The organism is Flavobacterium sp. LK-23, from assembly GCF_058135255.1.
The window spans coordinates 60,762-76,274 of the sequence record NZ_JBYUVT010000009.1 but is presented as its reverse complement, the minus strand read 5'-3'; the positions used below and the strand labels follow the sequence as shown (position 1 = coordinate 76,274).

Annotated in this window: 13 protein-coding genes; 7 read left to right on the top strand and 6 right to left on the bottom strand. The window is 33.1% G+C overall.

What is annotated here, in order from left to right; all coding sequences use genetic code 11:
* Positions 1–104 precede the first annotated feature (104 nt).
* From AC3Y25_RS14675 to AC3Y25_RS14655, 5 genes are all read left to right on the top strand, one after another.
* Positions 105–1,805 carry a BamA/TamA family outer membrane protein gene (locus tag AC3Y25_RS14675; protein WP_489903237.1) on the top strand — a complete coding sequence of 567 codons (1,701 nt, stop codon included), beginning with the start codon at positions 105–107 and terminating at the stop codon, positions 1,803–1,805.
* Between the two features lie 84 nt (positions 1,806–1,889).
* Complete coding sequence (locus AC3Y25_RS14670) at positions 1,890–5,120, top strand: SusC/RagA family TonB-linked outer membrane protein (RefSeq protein WP_489903236.1); 3,231 nt, start codon at positions 1,890–1,892, stop codon at positions 5,118–5,120.
* Position 5,121: 1 nt separating this feature from the next.
* A complete protein-coding gene (locus AC3Y25_RS14665) occupies positions 5,122–6,561 on the top strand; it encodes a SusD/RagB family nutrient-binding outer membrane lipoprotein (RefSeq protein ID WP_489903235.1) in 1,440 nt (479 codons plus the stop codon).
* A gap of 83 nt (positions 6,562–6,644) precedes the next feature.
* Positions 6,645–7,379: a 23S rRNA (guanosine(2251)-2'-O)-methyltransferase RlmB gene (gene rlmB / locus AC3Y25_RS14660; protein WP_095931505.1), complete on the top strand. Its 735-nt coding sequence runs from the start codon at positions 6,645–6,647 to the stop codon at positions 7,377–7,379.
* A gap of 52 nt (positions 7,380–7,431) precedes the next feature.
* Entirely contained in the window at positions 7,432–8,235 is an 804-nt protein-coding gene (locus tag AC3Y25_RS14655; protein ID WP_489903234.1) for a DUF2490 domain-containing protein, read from the top strand.
* Here the strand turns inward: AC3Y25_RS14655 and AC3Y25_RS14650 are convergent, their stop codons facing one another.
* Both AC3Y25_RS14650 and AC3Y25_RS14645 read right to left on the bottom strand, forming a co-directional pair.
* Complete coding sequence (locus AC3Y25_RS14650) at positions 8,236–8,739, bottom strand: hypothetical protein (RefSeq protein WP_489903233.1); 504 nt, start codon at positions 8,737–8,739, stop codon at positions 8,236–8,238.
* Between the two features lie 57 nt (positions 8,740–8,796).
* Positions 8,797–9,561 (bottom strand): rhomboid family intramembrane serine protease, encoded by a 765-nt coding sequence (locus AC3Y25_RS14645; protein ID WP_489903232.1) that lies wholly within the window; start codon positions 9,559–9,561, stop codon positions 8,797–8,799.
* A gap of 176 nt (positions 9,562–9,737) precedes the next feature.
* Between AC3Y25_RS14645 and AC3Y25_RS14640 the strand changes: the two genes are divergently transcribed.
* Entirely contained in the window at positions 9,738–11,015 is a 1,278-nt protein-coding gene (locus AC3Y25_RS14640) for a replication-associated recombination protein A (RefSeq protein ID WP_379798831.1), read from the top strand.
* Between the two features lie 14 nt (positions 11,016–11,029).
* Here AC3Y25_RS14640 and AC3Y25_RS14635 read toward each other — a convergent pair whose 3' ends face one another.
* The 3 genes from AC3Y25_RS14635 to radC are packed head-to-tail and all read right to left on the bottom strand — an operon-like array spanning position 11,030 to position 13,161.
* Positions 11,030–11,782 carry a hypothetical protein gene (locus AC3Y25_RS14635; protein WP_489903231.1) on the bottom strand — a complete coding sequence of 251 codons (753 nt, stop codon included), beginning with the start codon at positions 11,780–11,782 and terminating at the stop codon, positions 11,030–11,032.
* Positions 11,782–12,468, bottom strand: a complete 687-nt coding sequence (locus AC3Y25_RS14630) for a YjjG family noncanonical pyrimidine nucleotidase (RefSeq protein ID WP_489903230.1) — start codon at positions 12,466–12,468, stop codon at positions 11,782–11,784. Before AC3Y25_RS14630 ends, AC3Y25_RS14635 begins: the two co-directional genes overlap by 1 nt.
* A gap of 3 nt (positions 12,469–12,471) precedes the next feature.
* Positions 12,472–13,161, bottom strand: coding sequence for a RadC family protein (gene radC / locus AC3Y25_RS14625; protein WP_428238888.1), 690 nt, complete (start codon positions 13,159–13,161; stop codon positions 12,472–12,474).
* Positions 13,162–13,266: 105 nt separating this feature from the next.
* On the opposite strand from radC, the gene AC3Y25_RS14620 reads away from it, so the two are divergent.
* Positions 13,267–13,896, top strand: a complete 630-nt coding sequence (locus tag AC3Y25_RS14620; protein WP_489903229.1) for a DUF1287 domain-containing protein — start codon at positions 13,267–13,269, stop codon at positions 13,894–13,896.
* Positions 13,897–13,988: 92 nt separating this feature from the next.
* Here AC3Y25_RS14620 and AC3Y25_RS14615 read toward each other — a convergent pair whose 3' ends face one another.
* Positions 13,989–15,344, bottom strand: a complete 1,356-nt coding sequence (locus tag AC3Y25_RS14615; protein WP_489903228.1) for a UDP-N-acetylmuramate--L-alanine ligase — start codon at positions 15,342–15,344, stop codon at positions 13,989–13,991.
* Positions 15,345–15,513 lie beyond the last annotated feature (169 nt).

The window sequence follows — 15,513 nt, the reverse complement described above, 5'->3', positions numbered from 1 at the left end:
TACAAACGTTAAATCATTAATTTTCAACAACATTATTTATATCTATGATTTCACAAAGAAACATTAGATATTTGCTTTACATTTAACTAACAAAACAATTGCTTTTGAAACAATTATATTACATACTCATTTTACTCCTATCATCAAATTGTTTTGCGCAATCTTTCTACCTTAATATAAATGGAATAAACAAAAAACAAGATCAAACTATTGACTCCATTTTTTACATAAAAAAACATCCAAACATAAAATCACTAAACAATGAAATTTCAACAGTAACAAACAAACTAGCAAAACAAGGCTATATAGACGCTAAAACATTAGAAAACAAAAAGGTAAACGACAGCACTTATGCTGTTTTAATAGACTTGCAAACTAGAATAAAAGAGATACATATATATATAGGTATAAATAGTTTTTTTTACCACTCAAAAACAACAACAAAAGACAGCATAATAATACCCTATACAGAACTTGAAAATTTCTTAAATCAAAAAATATCAGACAACGAAAAAGCAGGATTTGCATTTTCTAAAATCAAACTTGAAAACATTAAAAAAAAGAATTCAATAATTTACGCTGATTTAAATTTCGATTCCGAAAAAAAAAGAACCTTAAATTCAATTATTGTAAATTACACAAACCCTTCTCTGAAAGACTATTTTCCAAAAGGAGCGCTTAAACAATTAAACAAAAAATACCTAAACAAAACTTTTAATCAAGAAACTGTCAAAAAACTTTATGACGATATTAATAGTTTTGAATTTGTTTCACAGCACAAGTATCCCGAAATCTTATTCACTTCAGATTCGACCAAAATCTACATTTATCTTGACAAAAGAAAAGCGAACAATTTTGATGGATATATTGGTTTTTCAAATGACGAAAACAAAAAGTTAATTCTAAATGGTTATTTGGACATTTCACTAACAAACATATTACGAGCTGGCGAAAAATTTTCTCTTTATTGGAAAAGCGACGGAAACCAACAAAAAACCTTCAACACAAAACTTGAAATCCCCTATCTGTTTCAATCTCCACTTGGAATAAAAGCACAATTAAACATCTTCAAACAAGACAGCACATTTCAGAACACTAAAACAGACATCAATCTTGGCTACTATTTAAATTACAATTCCAAGATCTACCTTGGTTACCAATCTACCGAATCAAGCGATATTCAAAACATCAATAATTCTACTATTAGTGATTTCAACAATTCCTACTTCACTTCAACATACGAATACAAAAAAACGGACTCCAATAACAGCCTCATGCCTGGAAAAGCATTTTTAAGTTCGATAATAGGCCTTGGAAAAAGAGAAACAAATAATGATCTTGAAACAGCAGATCCTAGCAAACAATTTTATATAAATGTAAATGCCGCGTACAATTTCGAACTTAATAACAAGAATTTCATTAACATAAATTCTCAAAGTTGCTATTTAGACAGCAAAAATTATATTACCAATGAATTATTTCGATTTGGAGGCATGAATTCAATCAGAGGATTTTCAGAAAACAGTCTACAGGCAAATTTTTATTCTGCATTTCTTACAGAATACAGATATATGTTTTCAAAAAGCGCATATATCCATTCTATAGCTGATTATGCTATATATCAAGACTTAACCAATATTTCAAATCCTAAAAAAATTAAGAATTTAATAGGAATCGGCATAGGTGTAGGAATAGAAACAAAAAACGGAATTTTACGAATTATTCTCACGAATGGACAACAAAATCAACAGGAAATACAATTATATAACACTATCGTAAACATATGTTATAATGTTAAATTTTAGGGTTTACCAAAAAAAATATTTTTTTTATTAGGAAAGTTAACAAATTATTAAGAGTTTTGCGATACTAATTCAAAATATTTAAAAATGAAACTAAAGTTCAATGGATTCTTAGTGCTTTTATTAGTACTAGTTGCGCAATTGACATTTGCGCAAGAAAGAGCTGTTTCAGGAACAGTTTCCGATAATACAGGTATGCCTTTACCGGGGGTAAGTGTATTAGTGAAAGGAAGCAAAACTGGAACACAAACTGATTTTGATGGAAAATATTCTATTAAAGCATCTTCAAGCCAAGTTTTGGTATTTAGCTACATTGGAATGAAAACCCAAGAAGTAGCTGCAAGCTCATCTGTAGTTAATGTTAAATTATCAGGTGACGCACAAGAACTTGAAGCAGTTGTAGTAACAACAGCTTTAGGTATCAAAAGAGAGAAAAAATCTTTAGGTTACTCATCACAAAAACTGGATGAAAAAACAGTTAACTCAACACCAACAAACAACTTCCTAAACAACTTATCTGGTAAAGTTGCAGGTTTAGAGGTTAAAACTAACTCTAACTTTGGTGGATCTACTAACATCGTACTACGTGGATCAAAAAGTTTAACTGGAAACAACCAAGCATTAATGGTTGTTGATGGTGTTGCTATTAGCAATGATAACTTAAACTCAGCATCAGCAAAAAGCGGAAGACAAGGTTTTGACTTTGGTAACTCTGCTTCTGATATTGACCCAAACAACATCGAATCGATTACAGTACTTAAAGGTGCTGCTGCGACTGCATTGTATGGTAGCCAGGCTGCGAATGGTGCGATTATGATTACTACTAAAAAAGGTAAGAAAAACAGCGCTTTAGGAGTAAGCTTCAGTTCTACAACTTCTATGGGTTCTTATGATAAAGACACTTTCATTAAATACCAAAAAGGTTACGGAGCTAATGGTTATGCTGCACCAAATGATAGTTTCTATACAGCAGATGTAAACGGAGATGGTATTCCAGACCAAATTGTTGACATGACAGCCGATTCTTCTTTCGGTAATGCTTTCGACCCAAGTTTAAACGTGTTCCAATGGACTGCTTTTGCTCCAGGTAACGCTAATTATGGTAAAGCTACTCCATGGGTTGCTGCTGCTAATGATCCTGGTAAATTCTTCCAAAAATCTTTCAGCACAGTTAACAATATCGGATTAAGCGGTGGTGATGAAAAAGGATCTTACAACTTTAGCTACACTAACAACAATGAATCTGGAATTTTACCAAACAGTAGATTAAACAGAAACATTATTAATGGTAGTTTCACAAGAAACTTATCAGACAAAATTAAAACGTCTGCATTCTTTACATTCTCTGATCAATCTACAGTAGGTAGAAACAGTACAGGTTATGGAGATAACATCTTAACTGGTTTCAGACAATGGTGGCAAACTAACGTTGATGTTAGAGAATTAAAAGACGCATACAATGTAAACGGACAAAACGTTACTTGGAACATGAATGATCCATTAAATGGAAATTTCTCCCCAGCTTACTGGAACAACCCATACTTTGACCGTTACAAAAACTTCTCTTCTGATGACAGAACTAGAGTTCTTGCAGGTGCTAATATCTCTTATGATATAACAAAAAACTTTAATGTTTTAGGACGTGTTACTGTAGATACTTCTAACGACAGACAAGAATTAAGAAAAGAAAAAGGAAGCCACGCTGAAGAGTTTGGTTTACAGGCTTTTGATGAAACTTCTGGATACTCATTATACACAAGAAGTTTCTTACAAACAACTTACGATTTCATCGCAACTTATGATTTAAAAATTTCTGAGAAATTTTCAGGAAAAATTTTAGGAGGATCAACGTTTATTAAATCACATACAGATTCATTTGACGGATCAACAACTGGTGGTTTAGTAGCTCCTGGATTGTTTACATTAGCTAACTCTATGTCATTTTTTGCCCCAATTGAGCAAGAAATTAACTACAACAAATTAGGTCTTTATACACAAGCATCTATTGATTACAACAGAACTGTGTTTATTGAAGGGTCTTACAGAAGAGATCAATCTACTGCTTTACCACAAAACAATAATAAATACGATTACTGGTCACTTGGAACAAGTTTCATTGTATCTGAGTTAATCAAACAAGATTGGTTAAACAACTTGAAATTAAGAGCTAACTACGCAGTTGTAGGTAATGACCCTACTCCTGGTTTACTTGGATCCAAAATTAATAACGGATTAATTGGTGGGAACTTAATGTTCGCAAACAGTTCTACTTTTGTTGACTTTAAAAATTTAAGATCAGAAAAATTAAAAAGCTGGGAATTTGGTGTTGAGGCAGCAATGTTCAAAAACAGATTAAGTTTTGACGTCTCTTTGTATCAATCTAACACTACAGATCAAATTTTCAACGTACCACAATCTACAGCTACAGGATATGCAACTTCACAAATTAATGCTGGAGAAATGCAAAACAAAGGTATCGAGGTATCTTTATTCGGATCTCCAGTTAAAACTAAAGATTTCGAATGGCAAGTTGGTGTAAACTGGTCTAGAAACAGAAACGAAGTTGTTTCTTTGAACCAAGGAAGAGATAACTTACAAATAGCTTCATGGCAAAATGGAGTTACTTTAAATGCTACTGTTGGTCAACCTTACGGTACAATGAGAGGAACAGATTATGTGTATGATGCAAATGGAAACAAAACAGTTGACGAAGATGGTTACTACTTAATCGCTACTGATAAAGTAATAGGAAACATCCAAGCTGACTGGATTGGAGGTCTTTCTAACAGATTTAATTACAAAGATTTCTCTTTGAATTTCTTAATCGATATGAAAAAAGGAGGAAGTGTTTACTCTCTAGATCAAGCTTACGGACAATACACAGGTCTTTATCCAGAAACCGCTGGTCTTAACGACTTAGGAAACCCATTAAGAAACTCTATCGCTAATGGTGGTGGTATTATCCTTGACGGTGTTTACGAAGATGGTACTCCAAACCAAGATAGAATTCCTGCAAACATGGTAGGAGCTGGTTTTGGTGTTGAAGTTGAGCCAAACAAAAAATTCATCTACGATGCATCTTACGTAAAATTAAGAGAAGTTGGTTTCACATATAATGTACCATCTAGATTCTTAGACAAAACAATGGCTAAATCAATCTCATTTAGTTTATTAGGAAATAATCTTTGGATTATTCACAAAAATTTACCGTATGCTGATCCAGAAGCTGGACAATCATCTGGAAACATTCAAGGTTTTCAATCAGGTGTAATGCCAACAACAAAAGTATACTCATTTAATATTAAAGCGACTTTCTAAGATGAAAAAATTAATCCTCTCAATAACAGCATTGTCATTATTTATGACAAGCTGTGTAAGCGATGATCCTACATATAATGATGACAAGGACAAATCTTACGACGTACCTTCTGAGACGCTTTTCACAAATGCTGAAAAAGAGCTGACAGATCAACTAGTTACTCCAAGTGTTAACCTAAGCGTTCTTAGATATGCATCTCAATATTGGGCTGCAACTCAGTACAACACTGAAGCAAGATTCAACATTACAACAAGAAGAATCGGAGACGGACACTGGAATGCACTATACAGAAGTACATTAGGTAACTTACAAACTTCAAAAGAAGTACTTGTAACTGAAGGTGGTGATGCTGCTGTACAAAAAAATAAAATTGCTTTAATTGAGATTCTTCAAGTTTACACTTTCCAAGTTTTAGTGGATACTTACGGAGATGTTCCTTACACTGACGCATTGAAGGTAAAAGAAGTAATATTGCCTAAATATGAAGACGATGCTGCTATTTACCCTAAATTAATCACAAGATTAGATGCTGCAATTGCAAGTTTAGATACTAACGCAGATTCTTTTGGTGCAGCTGACTTCATTTATAAAGGTGATGTAGCAAAATGGAAACTTTTTGCTAATACTTTGAAATTAAAAATTGGTTTGAATTTAGCAGATGCTGATGCTGCTCTTTCTAAGAGTACTGTAGAAAGTGCTTACAATGCAGGAGTTATCTTAAACAATACTCAAAATGCATCATTCAACTACCCTGGCTCACCAATGTTTAATCCTATTTACGCTAACTTAGTAGCTAGTAATCGTAATGACTTCGTTGCCTCTGAAACTATTGTTAATGCAATGAATACTTTACAAGATCCAAGAAGAGCTATCTACTTCAATGCAATGCCTGACGGATCTTACAAAGGAGGTCTTAACGGTCCAACTAATATTTACCAAAATTTCTCTGCTATTGGCGACAAATTAAAAGCTGATAATTTTCCTGGTCTGTTAGCTGAGGCTACTGAATCTAACTTCTACTTAGCTGAAGCTGCTGCAAGAGGATATGCTGTTGGAAATAGTGCTGAGTACTACTACAACAGAGCGATCACTGCTTCTTTCGAAAACTGGGGAATTGCAAGTGAAGCTGCTGCTTACTTAGCTAAACCAGAAGTAGCTTATGCTACTGCTCCAGGAGCAACTTACAAAGAAAAAATCGGTAAACAAGCTTGGATTGCTTTCTTCAACAGACCATTCGAATCTTGGAACTCTTACAGAAGATTAGATTTCCCTGCTTTAGTTGCACCTGCTAACGCTGTTGCTGCTGCTGAAGGAGAAATTCCAAAACGTTATACTTATCCAATCAACGAGCAAACAGTAAACAATGCAAATTGGGCTGCTGCTTCTACTGCAATTGGAGGAAACAAACTTAAAGTTCACGTTTTCTGGGATAAATTCTAATTTATTCTAAAAACAATTATATCAAACCGCTCTGTTAATTCAGGGCGGTTTTTTTATATAAACATATTACCTATATTTGTCCAATGGAAAAAGAACATCAAATATTTGGCATTAGAGCCATCATAGAGGCAATTCAAGCAGGAAAAGAAGTAGATAAAGTTTTCATACAGAAAGACATTTCTGGTGAGCTTATGAAGGATTTAATGAAAGTAATGAAACGTGCAAACGTTAACTTCTCTTATGTACCTGTAGAAAAATTAAACCGCCTTACTCCAAATAATCACCAAGGTGCAGTAGCAACCATCTCTCCTATTGGTTTTATTGATTTAGAACATTTAGTTGAATCTACGATTGAGTCAGGTCAAAAGCCTCTTTTTCTAATATTAGATCAGGTATCAGACGCTAGAAATTTTGGTGCTATTATTAGAACAGCTGAATGTACTGGTGTAAACGGAATTATTATACAAAAAGCAGGTTCAGCTCCCGTTAATGGAGATACAGTTAAGACTTCTGCTGGAGCGGTATTCAATGTACCTATTTGCAAAGTTGAACATATAAAAGATGCGATCTTTTACTTGCAAGGTTCTGGAGTAAAAACAGTTGCTGCAACCGAAAAAACAGATCAAAACATATACGACATATCACTAACAGAACCATTGGCTATTATTATGGGATCTGAAGATCGAGGAATAAACCCTTCTGTTTTAAAAATAGTTGACGAAAAAGCCAAATTGCCAATGTTCGGTACAATTGGATCACTAAACGTATCTGTAGCCTGCGGCGCTTTTCTATACGAAGCTGTTCGCCAAAGAACCTAAAAACACATTGAGAGATTAAGATGCGAATGAAATAATTAAATACCTTTAATTAATGCTTTCAAAATCTAATTCAAAATCAAAAGTTACAATATTCCGCTGCCTGTTTGTAATTTTACTAATTACAAACAGCTACGGACAAAATACTACGTACAATCAATTTTGGAATGAAATTCAGTTCAACCAAACTTTAAGCAAAAAATGGGCAACAGAAATAGATTTTGCAGCAGCCTACAGTGGAACAGAATCTTCATCAAACTTATTTGAGAATACAATACAAAGATCTATTAGAGGCTGGGGACATTATTACTTTTCTCCAAGATGGAAGTTCTCTGCTTTCATCGCCTATTTCAACAATAGAGATGTTCCCGAAATAGGTCAGTTCGAATCTCCAGAAACACGATTTGCTCTTCAAGGTATTTATTACTTTCATAAAACCGGATATACTTTAAGCACAAGAATGCGTGCTGAATTCCGTCATATGAGAAATGAAGATGATGATTATGAAAATGTTTTTCGATATAGGCAGCAAATTAAATATATACAACCAATCAATAGTAAAATATTAAGAAGCGGTGTTGTATATGCAATTGCATCAGATGAGATTTATCTCAAATCTGGAGCAAAAGTTACAGGTGAAAGTTTCTTTGATCGGAATCGTTTAAATATTGGAGCTGGATATCTATTTTCAGATGACATTCAGGTTGAACTAACCTATTGCAATGAATATCTTCCCAGAAACAGCGGAAATCAAACAACCAATGCAGCCTCGCTTACTCTAACATTCAATAATCTTATCAGGAACCTTAAGAAGAAAATCGAAGCCAAAAAGCATCCTGAAATGAAGGATGAAGAATAATTAATTTTCTTCTTTCTTTAAAAAACATTTAAGCTGTTCGATGATAGCATCTTTATGAAGCTTAAAGTTATAGCTTCTCACAAATTCAGTTCCTTCCATATTGATTTCAGCAGTAATAGCTTCGTAATTAGAAAACGCATCAAGATCTTTATTGTCTATCAAATAGAGAACTTGCATTATAGAATCGTTACGTCGATATTGTGTATCGTAATGTGCTAGCTTATAGGTTTTGTTATTGGCTAGATGAATTATCAAATCATCTTTGATCTTTTTTCCAACTTTCTTTTCAGGAAATGGTGTGGGCTGCAGTGCAACAAAATAATTCTCTTTATCTGTAACAATATTAATTTTCAACGATTTTGATTTTGTAGTATAAAATACTGCAGGCTCAAAATAGTAAATCATACTACCATCTGCCTGTACCCTATTTTTTATTTCACATTGAGCAATTCCTTTCCCAGTAAAAACAAAACTAAAAAACAAAAGTAGAAACTTCATTTTCATAATGCTCAAGATTAAATTGTTACTCTAACAAATTTACTTTTTTTATTTCAAAGAAAATTATTCATCGGTTTCTTCTTGATCTGCTTTTCTAACTACAACATAATTTACTGGATGACTAGACGAAAAATAATCTATCTGATCCTCTTCCTCCTCATGGGAAAAAGTAACGAAATTTCCATTTTCATCAAAATGCTTCATAAAAGAATCACTGCTCGGATCAAAATCTGGACGCTGCCAATCGTAAACAATTGGCTTTGCATATTCGGGTGCTTTATAAAACAAACTCAAAACAAAACCAGTTATAAGACCTGCCAAATGACCTTCCCAAGAAATAGATTGATCAACATCTGGAAAAACATACCATATCATTCCGCCATAAAGCAAAATAACAGTTAAAGACAATGCCACCAATCTATAATATTTAGTCTGAATACCTTTAAAGAAAATAAAACTAACTAAAACATAAATTAATCCGCTGGCACCAATATGAAAATTTTCTCTTCCAACAACCCAAGTAATTAATCCTGAAAATAAAATGCCGTAGCCTATAACACCTAATGTCTGTTTTGGATAAAAAAACTGCATCGCTGCCAATAGTATTACAAGCGGAATACTATTGTTATACAAATGATCTAAATTTTCATGAATAAATGGACTGAACAAAACGCCACGTAAACCAATCAAGTCTCGAGGATAAATTCCGTATCGATAAAAATCAAAATCAAAACGGATCTGAAGCCAATATACTATCCATAAAAAGAGGACAAAAAACATCGGAAGTCCAATAACCGAATTTGAAAACCTAAAATTAGTGTCGTTCATATTTTTAGAAAATAACAATTAACAGGACTCAAAAAACTATCCAAAAATATTTTACTGATAATTTGTCATACTCCAAAATAAAAAATTGTCTCAAATCAGAACAATCGTTCTCTCTACAAACTGTTTTAACTTTTGAATGAATGAAATTTAAATCTTAAAATAGTAATTTTGTATTTATGGAAGCACCTTTAGCAGAGCGTATTCGTCCGCAGAAATTAGAAGATTATATAAGCCAACACCATTTGGTTGGACCAACTGGTTCATTAACACAGCAAATTTCAAAAGGAATCATTCCTTCATTAATTTTCTGGGGACCTCCTGGTACAGGTAAAACAACATTGGCTCAAATTATTGCTCAGGAATCCAAAAGACCTTTTTATATTTTGAGCGCTATAAATTCTGGCGTAAAAGATATTCGCGATGTTATAGAAAAAGCAAAACAAAGTGGTGGACTTTTTACTGCTAAAAACCCTATTCTTTTTATCGATGAGATTCATAGATTTAGCAAATCACAGCAAGATTCGCTTTTAGCCGCTGTAGAAAAAGGCTGGATAACTTTGGTCGGTGCGACAACCGAAAACCCAAGTTTTGAAGTGATTCCTGCATTATTGTCACGTTGCCAGGTTTACATACTAAATGCATTTACAAAAGCCGATTTAGAAGCTCTTTTGCAGCGTGCAATGAGAACCGATTCCTATTTGCTGACAAAAAAAATAAATCTAAAAGAAACAGAAGCTTTATTACGTATTTCTGGCGGTGATGGAAGAAAACTCTTAAATGTATTTGAACTTGTAGTTAATGCTTCGGCTGGTGATGAAATTACCATTACCAACGATCGTGTTTTTGAACTGGTACAGCAAAACACCGTTCTTTATGACAAAACTGGCGAACAGCACTACGACATTGTTTCTGCGTTTATTAAATCTATTCGCGGTAGCGACCCTAACGGAGCCGTTTATTGGTTGGCAAGAATGATCGAAGGCGGAGAAGAGGTAAAATTTATTGCCCGAAGAATGCTTATTTTGGCAAGTGAAGATATTGGCAATGCTAACCCAACTGCTCTTATAATGGCCAATAATACTTTTCAGGCTGTTACAACAATTGGATACCCAGAAAGCCGTATCATTTTAAGTCAATGTGCAATTTATTTGGCCACTTCGCCAAAAAGCAATGCTTCTTATATGGCAATTGGTAATGCGCAACAGCTGGTAAAACAGACTGGCGATTTGCCTGTTCCAATTCATTTGCGAAATGCTCCTACTAAATTGATGAAAGAATTAGGATACGGAGATGAATACAAATACTCGCATGATTATGCTAATAATTTTGCCGAACAAGAATTCCTTCCAGATGCTATAAAAGAAACGGTTCTTTATAATCCTGGAAACAATTCTAGAGAGAACAGTACCCGCGAATTTTTAAAGAACCGTTGGAAAGATAAATACGGTTATTAAGCCGCATTTTGTATTTAGAATTTAACTACAATTTTTTCTGAAACTAATTTATCATTCTGATAAGATTCAAAGTACCATTGTCCATCTTCTTTTAAGATTAAAGAACCCTGAACGTTATCTTTTATAGCAATATAAACATTTGGCTGAGAAGTTTTAAGAAGCTTCATAACTACCTTTGGTGTTTTATCAATTAATTGGTAACCAGATTCTGTTGGTTGCGCATATAATAAATTTGGATCTTTCAAATCTGGCGAAGATGCAGTAGCAACTGGAGTTGCAATTACAGTTGTTGCCAAAGCAGCTTTTACAGGAGCAGATGTTTTTGAATTTGCAACTGGATTTCCACTATATTTATAGTGCAAAGCATAAACTGATTTAAAGGCATTGTCTAATGCTTCTTTATAAGCTATTTCATATTCTTTCTCTCTACTTTTTCCAGCTTCTGAAGTAAAAACTACTTGTCCAAAACAATCCTTGAATTGTATAATAAGTTTAGTTACCAAGAAAGCATTATCTCTTATTACATCCATATATAAAACCTGGCAACGGTCTGTATATCCCTCAGGAAGTTGTTCATTTGAATAAAAAGCTTCGAAACCACCTTTAGTCAAATTTTGTTTACTTAAAGTTGCCAAACGATATTGATTATCCGTCTTCATAAACTCATATTTCAGAGGAATAATTACAGCTTTGTAATCATTAATAGACTGTGCAAATCCAACAACTGAACATAAAATTGCAGTAAGTAAAATTTTAATTCTCATCATTATAAATATTTTTTTAGTTCTAATAAATGGTTAATTTGTTTATAATTTTCGGAAACGTCTACTCGCTTTTCATTAAAGAAAATAGCATCTATACCAGCATTTAAAGCACCATTTACATCAGCTTCAAAATCATCTCCGATCATGATACTGCTTTCTTTAGATGTATTGGCTAATTTTAATGCATAATCAAATATAATACTATTTGGCTTTTTAACCCCAGCTAATTCCGAATTTGTAATGGTACTGAAATATCCTCCAAGTGACGCATTATTGATTTTCTTTTCTTGAACCTGAGCAAATCCGTTTGTTATAATATGAAGTTTGTACTTAGGCTTTAAATATTCCAAAACTTCAATTGCCCCATCAAAAAGATAATTGTTGTCGGTAAGAAACTCGATATAGTCATTAGCAATTTCCAAAATATTCTCTTCTGAAATTACATAATTCAAAGCATCAAATGAAAACTTCAAACGATTATAACGAAGCTCCTGATGTGTAATTTTATCATTCTGATACAATCTCCAACATTCTTGATTGATCGGAATATATTCTTTAATAAAATCTTGAGTAACGATTTCTTGATACTTAGTTTTGAAAATTCGATCAAAAGCCATTTCTGAATTTTTATCAAAATCCCAAAGCGTATGATCTAAATCAAAAAAGATGTCGGTAATATTGGTGTTCATGTATTAAAAAATTCCTTCATCTACAAAACTATAATATTTTGATTCAGTTATAATAATATGGTCTAAAACTTTAACATCTAACTTGTTTCCTGCCTCGCGAATTTTTCTTGTAATTTGTTTATCGGCATCACTAGGAATCAAACTTCCAGAAGGATGATTGTGGCACAAAATCAAGGCTGTAGCATATTTCTCAAACGCCAATTTAAAAATCAATCTGACATCAACAGTTGTACCGCCAATGCCCCCTTTACTCAGTTGAGCCTTTGAAATCACGTTGTTGGAATTATTAAGAAAAAGTACCCAAAATTCTTCATGAGACAAATCTCCTATTACTGGCTGCATTAAATCGAAAACCTTTTTACTCGAAGTAATTTTAGTCATTTCAACTGCTTTTTCTGATCTCCTACGCGCGCATAGCTCTAAAGAAGCAACAATTGTAACAGCCTTTGCCTCTCCTATTCCTTTAAATTTCATTAATTGAGCAATAGATAATTTTGCTAATGAATTTAATCCGCCAACACTAGCTAAAATACGCTGACTTAATGCAACCGCAGATTCATTACGACTTCCTGAACCAATTAAAATTGCTAATAATTCAGCATCACTCAAAGCCTCTTTTCCTTTGAGCATTAATTTTTCGCGAGGTTTGTCATCATCAGACCAATTTTTTATAGCAAAATGTCCCACTTCCATAATTATAATTTTAAGAAGCGAAGATATTTAAAAAAGAAGAAAAATCTCTCAATTAATGTCGGACGTTTTTAAATTTTAGTATCTTTAAAACTAAATTATCTGAAAATGAAATCATTAATCTCCTGCTTTATTTTATTGTTTTTTCTATCATGCCACCAAAAAGAAAACAAAAGTGTAGCTGTTTCAAATTCTACCGAACCTAAAACTTTTGGCGAAAAATTATCACAAGCAGCAATTTCAATAATTGATCCATCAATAGATTATGACCCATCTTACTTCAAAATTGATTATCCAAATGGCGATGTTCCAAAAGACAAGGGAGTTTGTACAGATGTTGTAATACGCTCGTATCGAGTTCTAAATATCGATTTGCAAAAAGAAGTTCATGAAGATATGATCGAAAATTTTTCACTCTATCCAAATCTTCAAAAATGGGGAATGACAAAAACAGATACTAATATTGATCATAGAAGAGTTCCGAATTTAGAGGTGTTTTTTGAAAGAAAAGGCACAAAATTACCCGTTACACAAAATGCAAAAGACTATAAAACTGGTGAATTAGTAACCTGGATGATTAATGATAAATTGCCACATATTGGAATTGTAACTAATAAAAAATCAGCTGACGGAAAACGTAATTTAATTGTTCATAACGTCGGCGGCGGACAAGTTTTAGAGGATTGTTTATTCGAATATAAAATCGTTGGACATTTTAAATATGAGAAATCTAATTAGATAATGTGCCAATTTGATTATTAAAACTCAAAAAAAATGTGCCAACTACAAAAGCATTGGCACATTATCTAATTTTCAAATTGACTAATTCTCTAATTAATCAAACCTTTTACTTCGTCAAAATTTAAACCTCCGTAATTTCCTGAACTCATTAATAAAAGTGCAGAATTATCTAAATTTAAGTCGAATAAGTATTCTTTAAATTCAGCTGGATTGGTATAAATAATTAAATCTTTTCTATTAAATGCAGTTGCAATTTGCTCATAAGTTACTTCTTCCAGTTGTTTAATTTTCACCGCATCTGGCGAATAAAAAACAACCGCAACATCTGCATATTCTAGAGCGCCTTCATATTCTTTTAAGAACTCAGCATTTAAACTGCTATACGTATGCAACTCTAAACAAGCTACTAAAGTTCTATTTGGATATTGCTCTTTTACCGCTTTTGTTGTCGCAGCCACTTTACTTGGCGAATGCGCAAAATCTTTATAAGCTACTTTTCCTTTTCCTTCGGCAATTTTTTCTAAACGCTTAGAAGCGCCTTTAAAGCTTGCAATTGCTTCGTAGAAATCTGCTTCATCAACACCCATGTTTTGGCAAATCCATTTTGCTCCTGCCAAGTTATTTAAATTATGCGCACCAAAAACTTCAATCGGCATATCGCCCTCTGGAGTTTTTAATAAAGTCACTCCATCACTCACAGCATATTCTGGAGTTGAGTAAGCGATTTTTCTAATCGGATTTGTTGCTGCTTCAGAAACGCGTTTTACTTCTGGATCATTTTCGTTGTAAACTAAAATTCCACCATTTGTAATTTTTTCGATGAAGATCTCAAACTGCTCGACATAGTTTTCATACGTTGGAAAAACATTAATATGATCCCAAGCAATTCCAGAAATCAAAGCAATGTTTGGCTGATATAAATGAAATTTCGGACGTCTGTCAATTGGAGAAGATAAATATTCATCTCCTTCCAAAACAACAAAATCATTTTCTTCTGTTAAATGCACCATGGTGTCAAAACCTTCCAATTGTGCTCCTACCATATAATCAACCGCAATGTTGTGGTAATGCATTACATGCAAAATCATCGAAGTAATCGTTGTTTTACCATGAGAACCACCAATTACAACACGCGTTTTATTTTTAGATTGCTCGTATAAAAATTCAGGATAAGAGTAGATTTTTAATCCTAATTCTTGCGCTTTTAATAATTCAGGATTATCCGCTTTTGCGTGCATTCCTAAAATAATCGCATCAATATCTGAAGTGATTTTTTCTGGAAACCAGCCCAATTCTGCAGGAAGAATTCCTTTTTTCTCTAATCTTGATTTTGAAGGTTCAAAAATAGCATCGTCACTTCCCGTAACTTGATATCCTTTATTATGTAATGCTAATGCCAGATTGTGCATTGCGCTTCCGCCAATGGCGATGAAATGTGTTCTCATTTAAAATGTTTAATCGTTAAACTGTTTCATCGGTTAATCGAAATAGCAAATAACTAATAAAACGGTGTAATTATTCTTCAAAAATAAGGAATTATAGATTCCATCATTTGGTTTTAAAGATAAATTAATTAGAAGACAACAAAAAACCCGACAAGTTTTTTAAATCCTG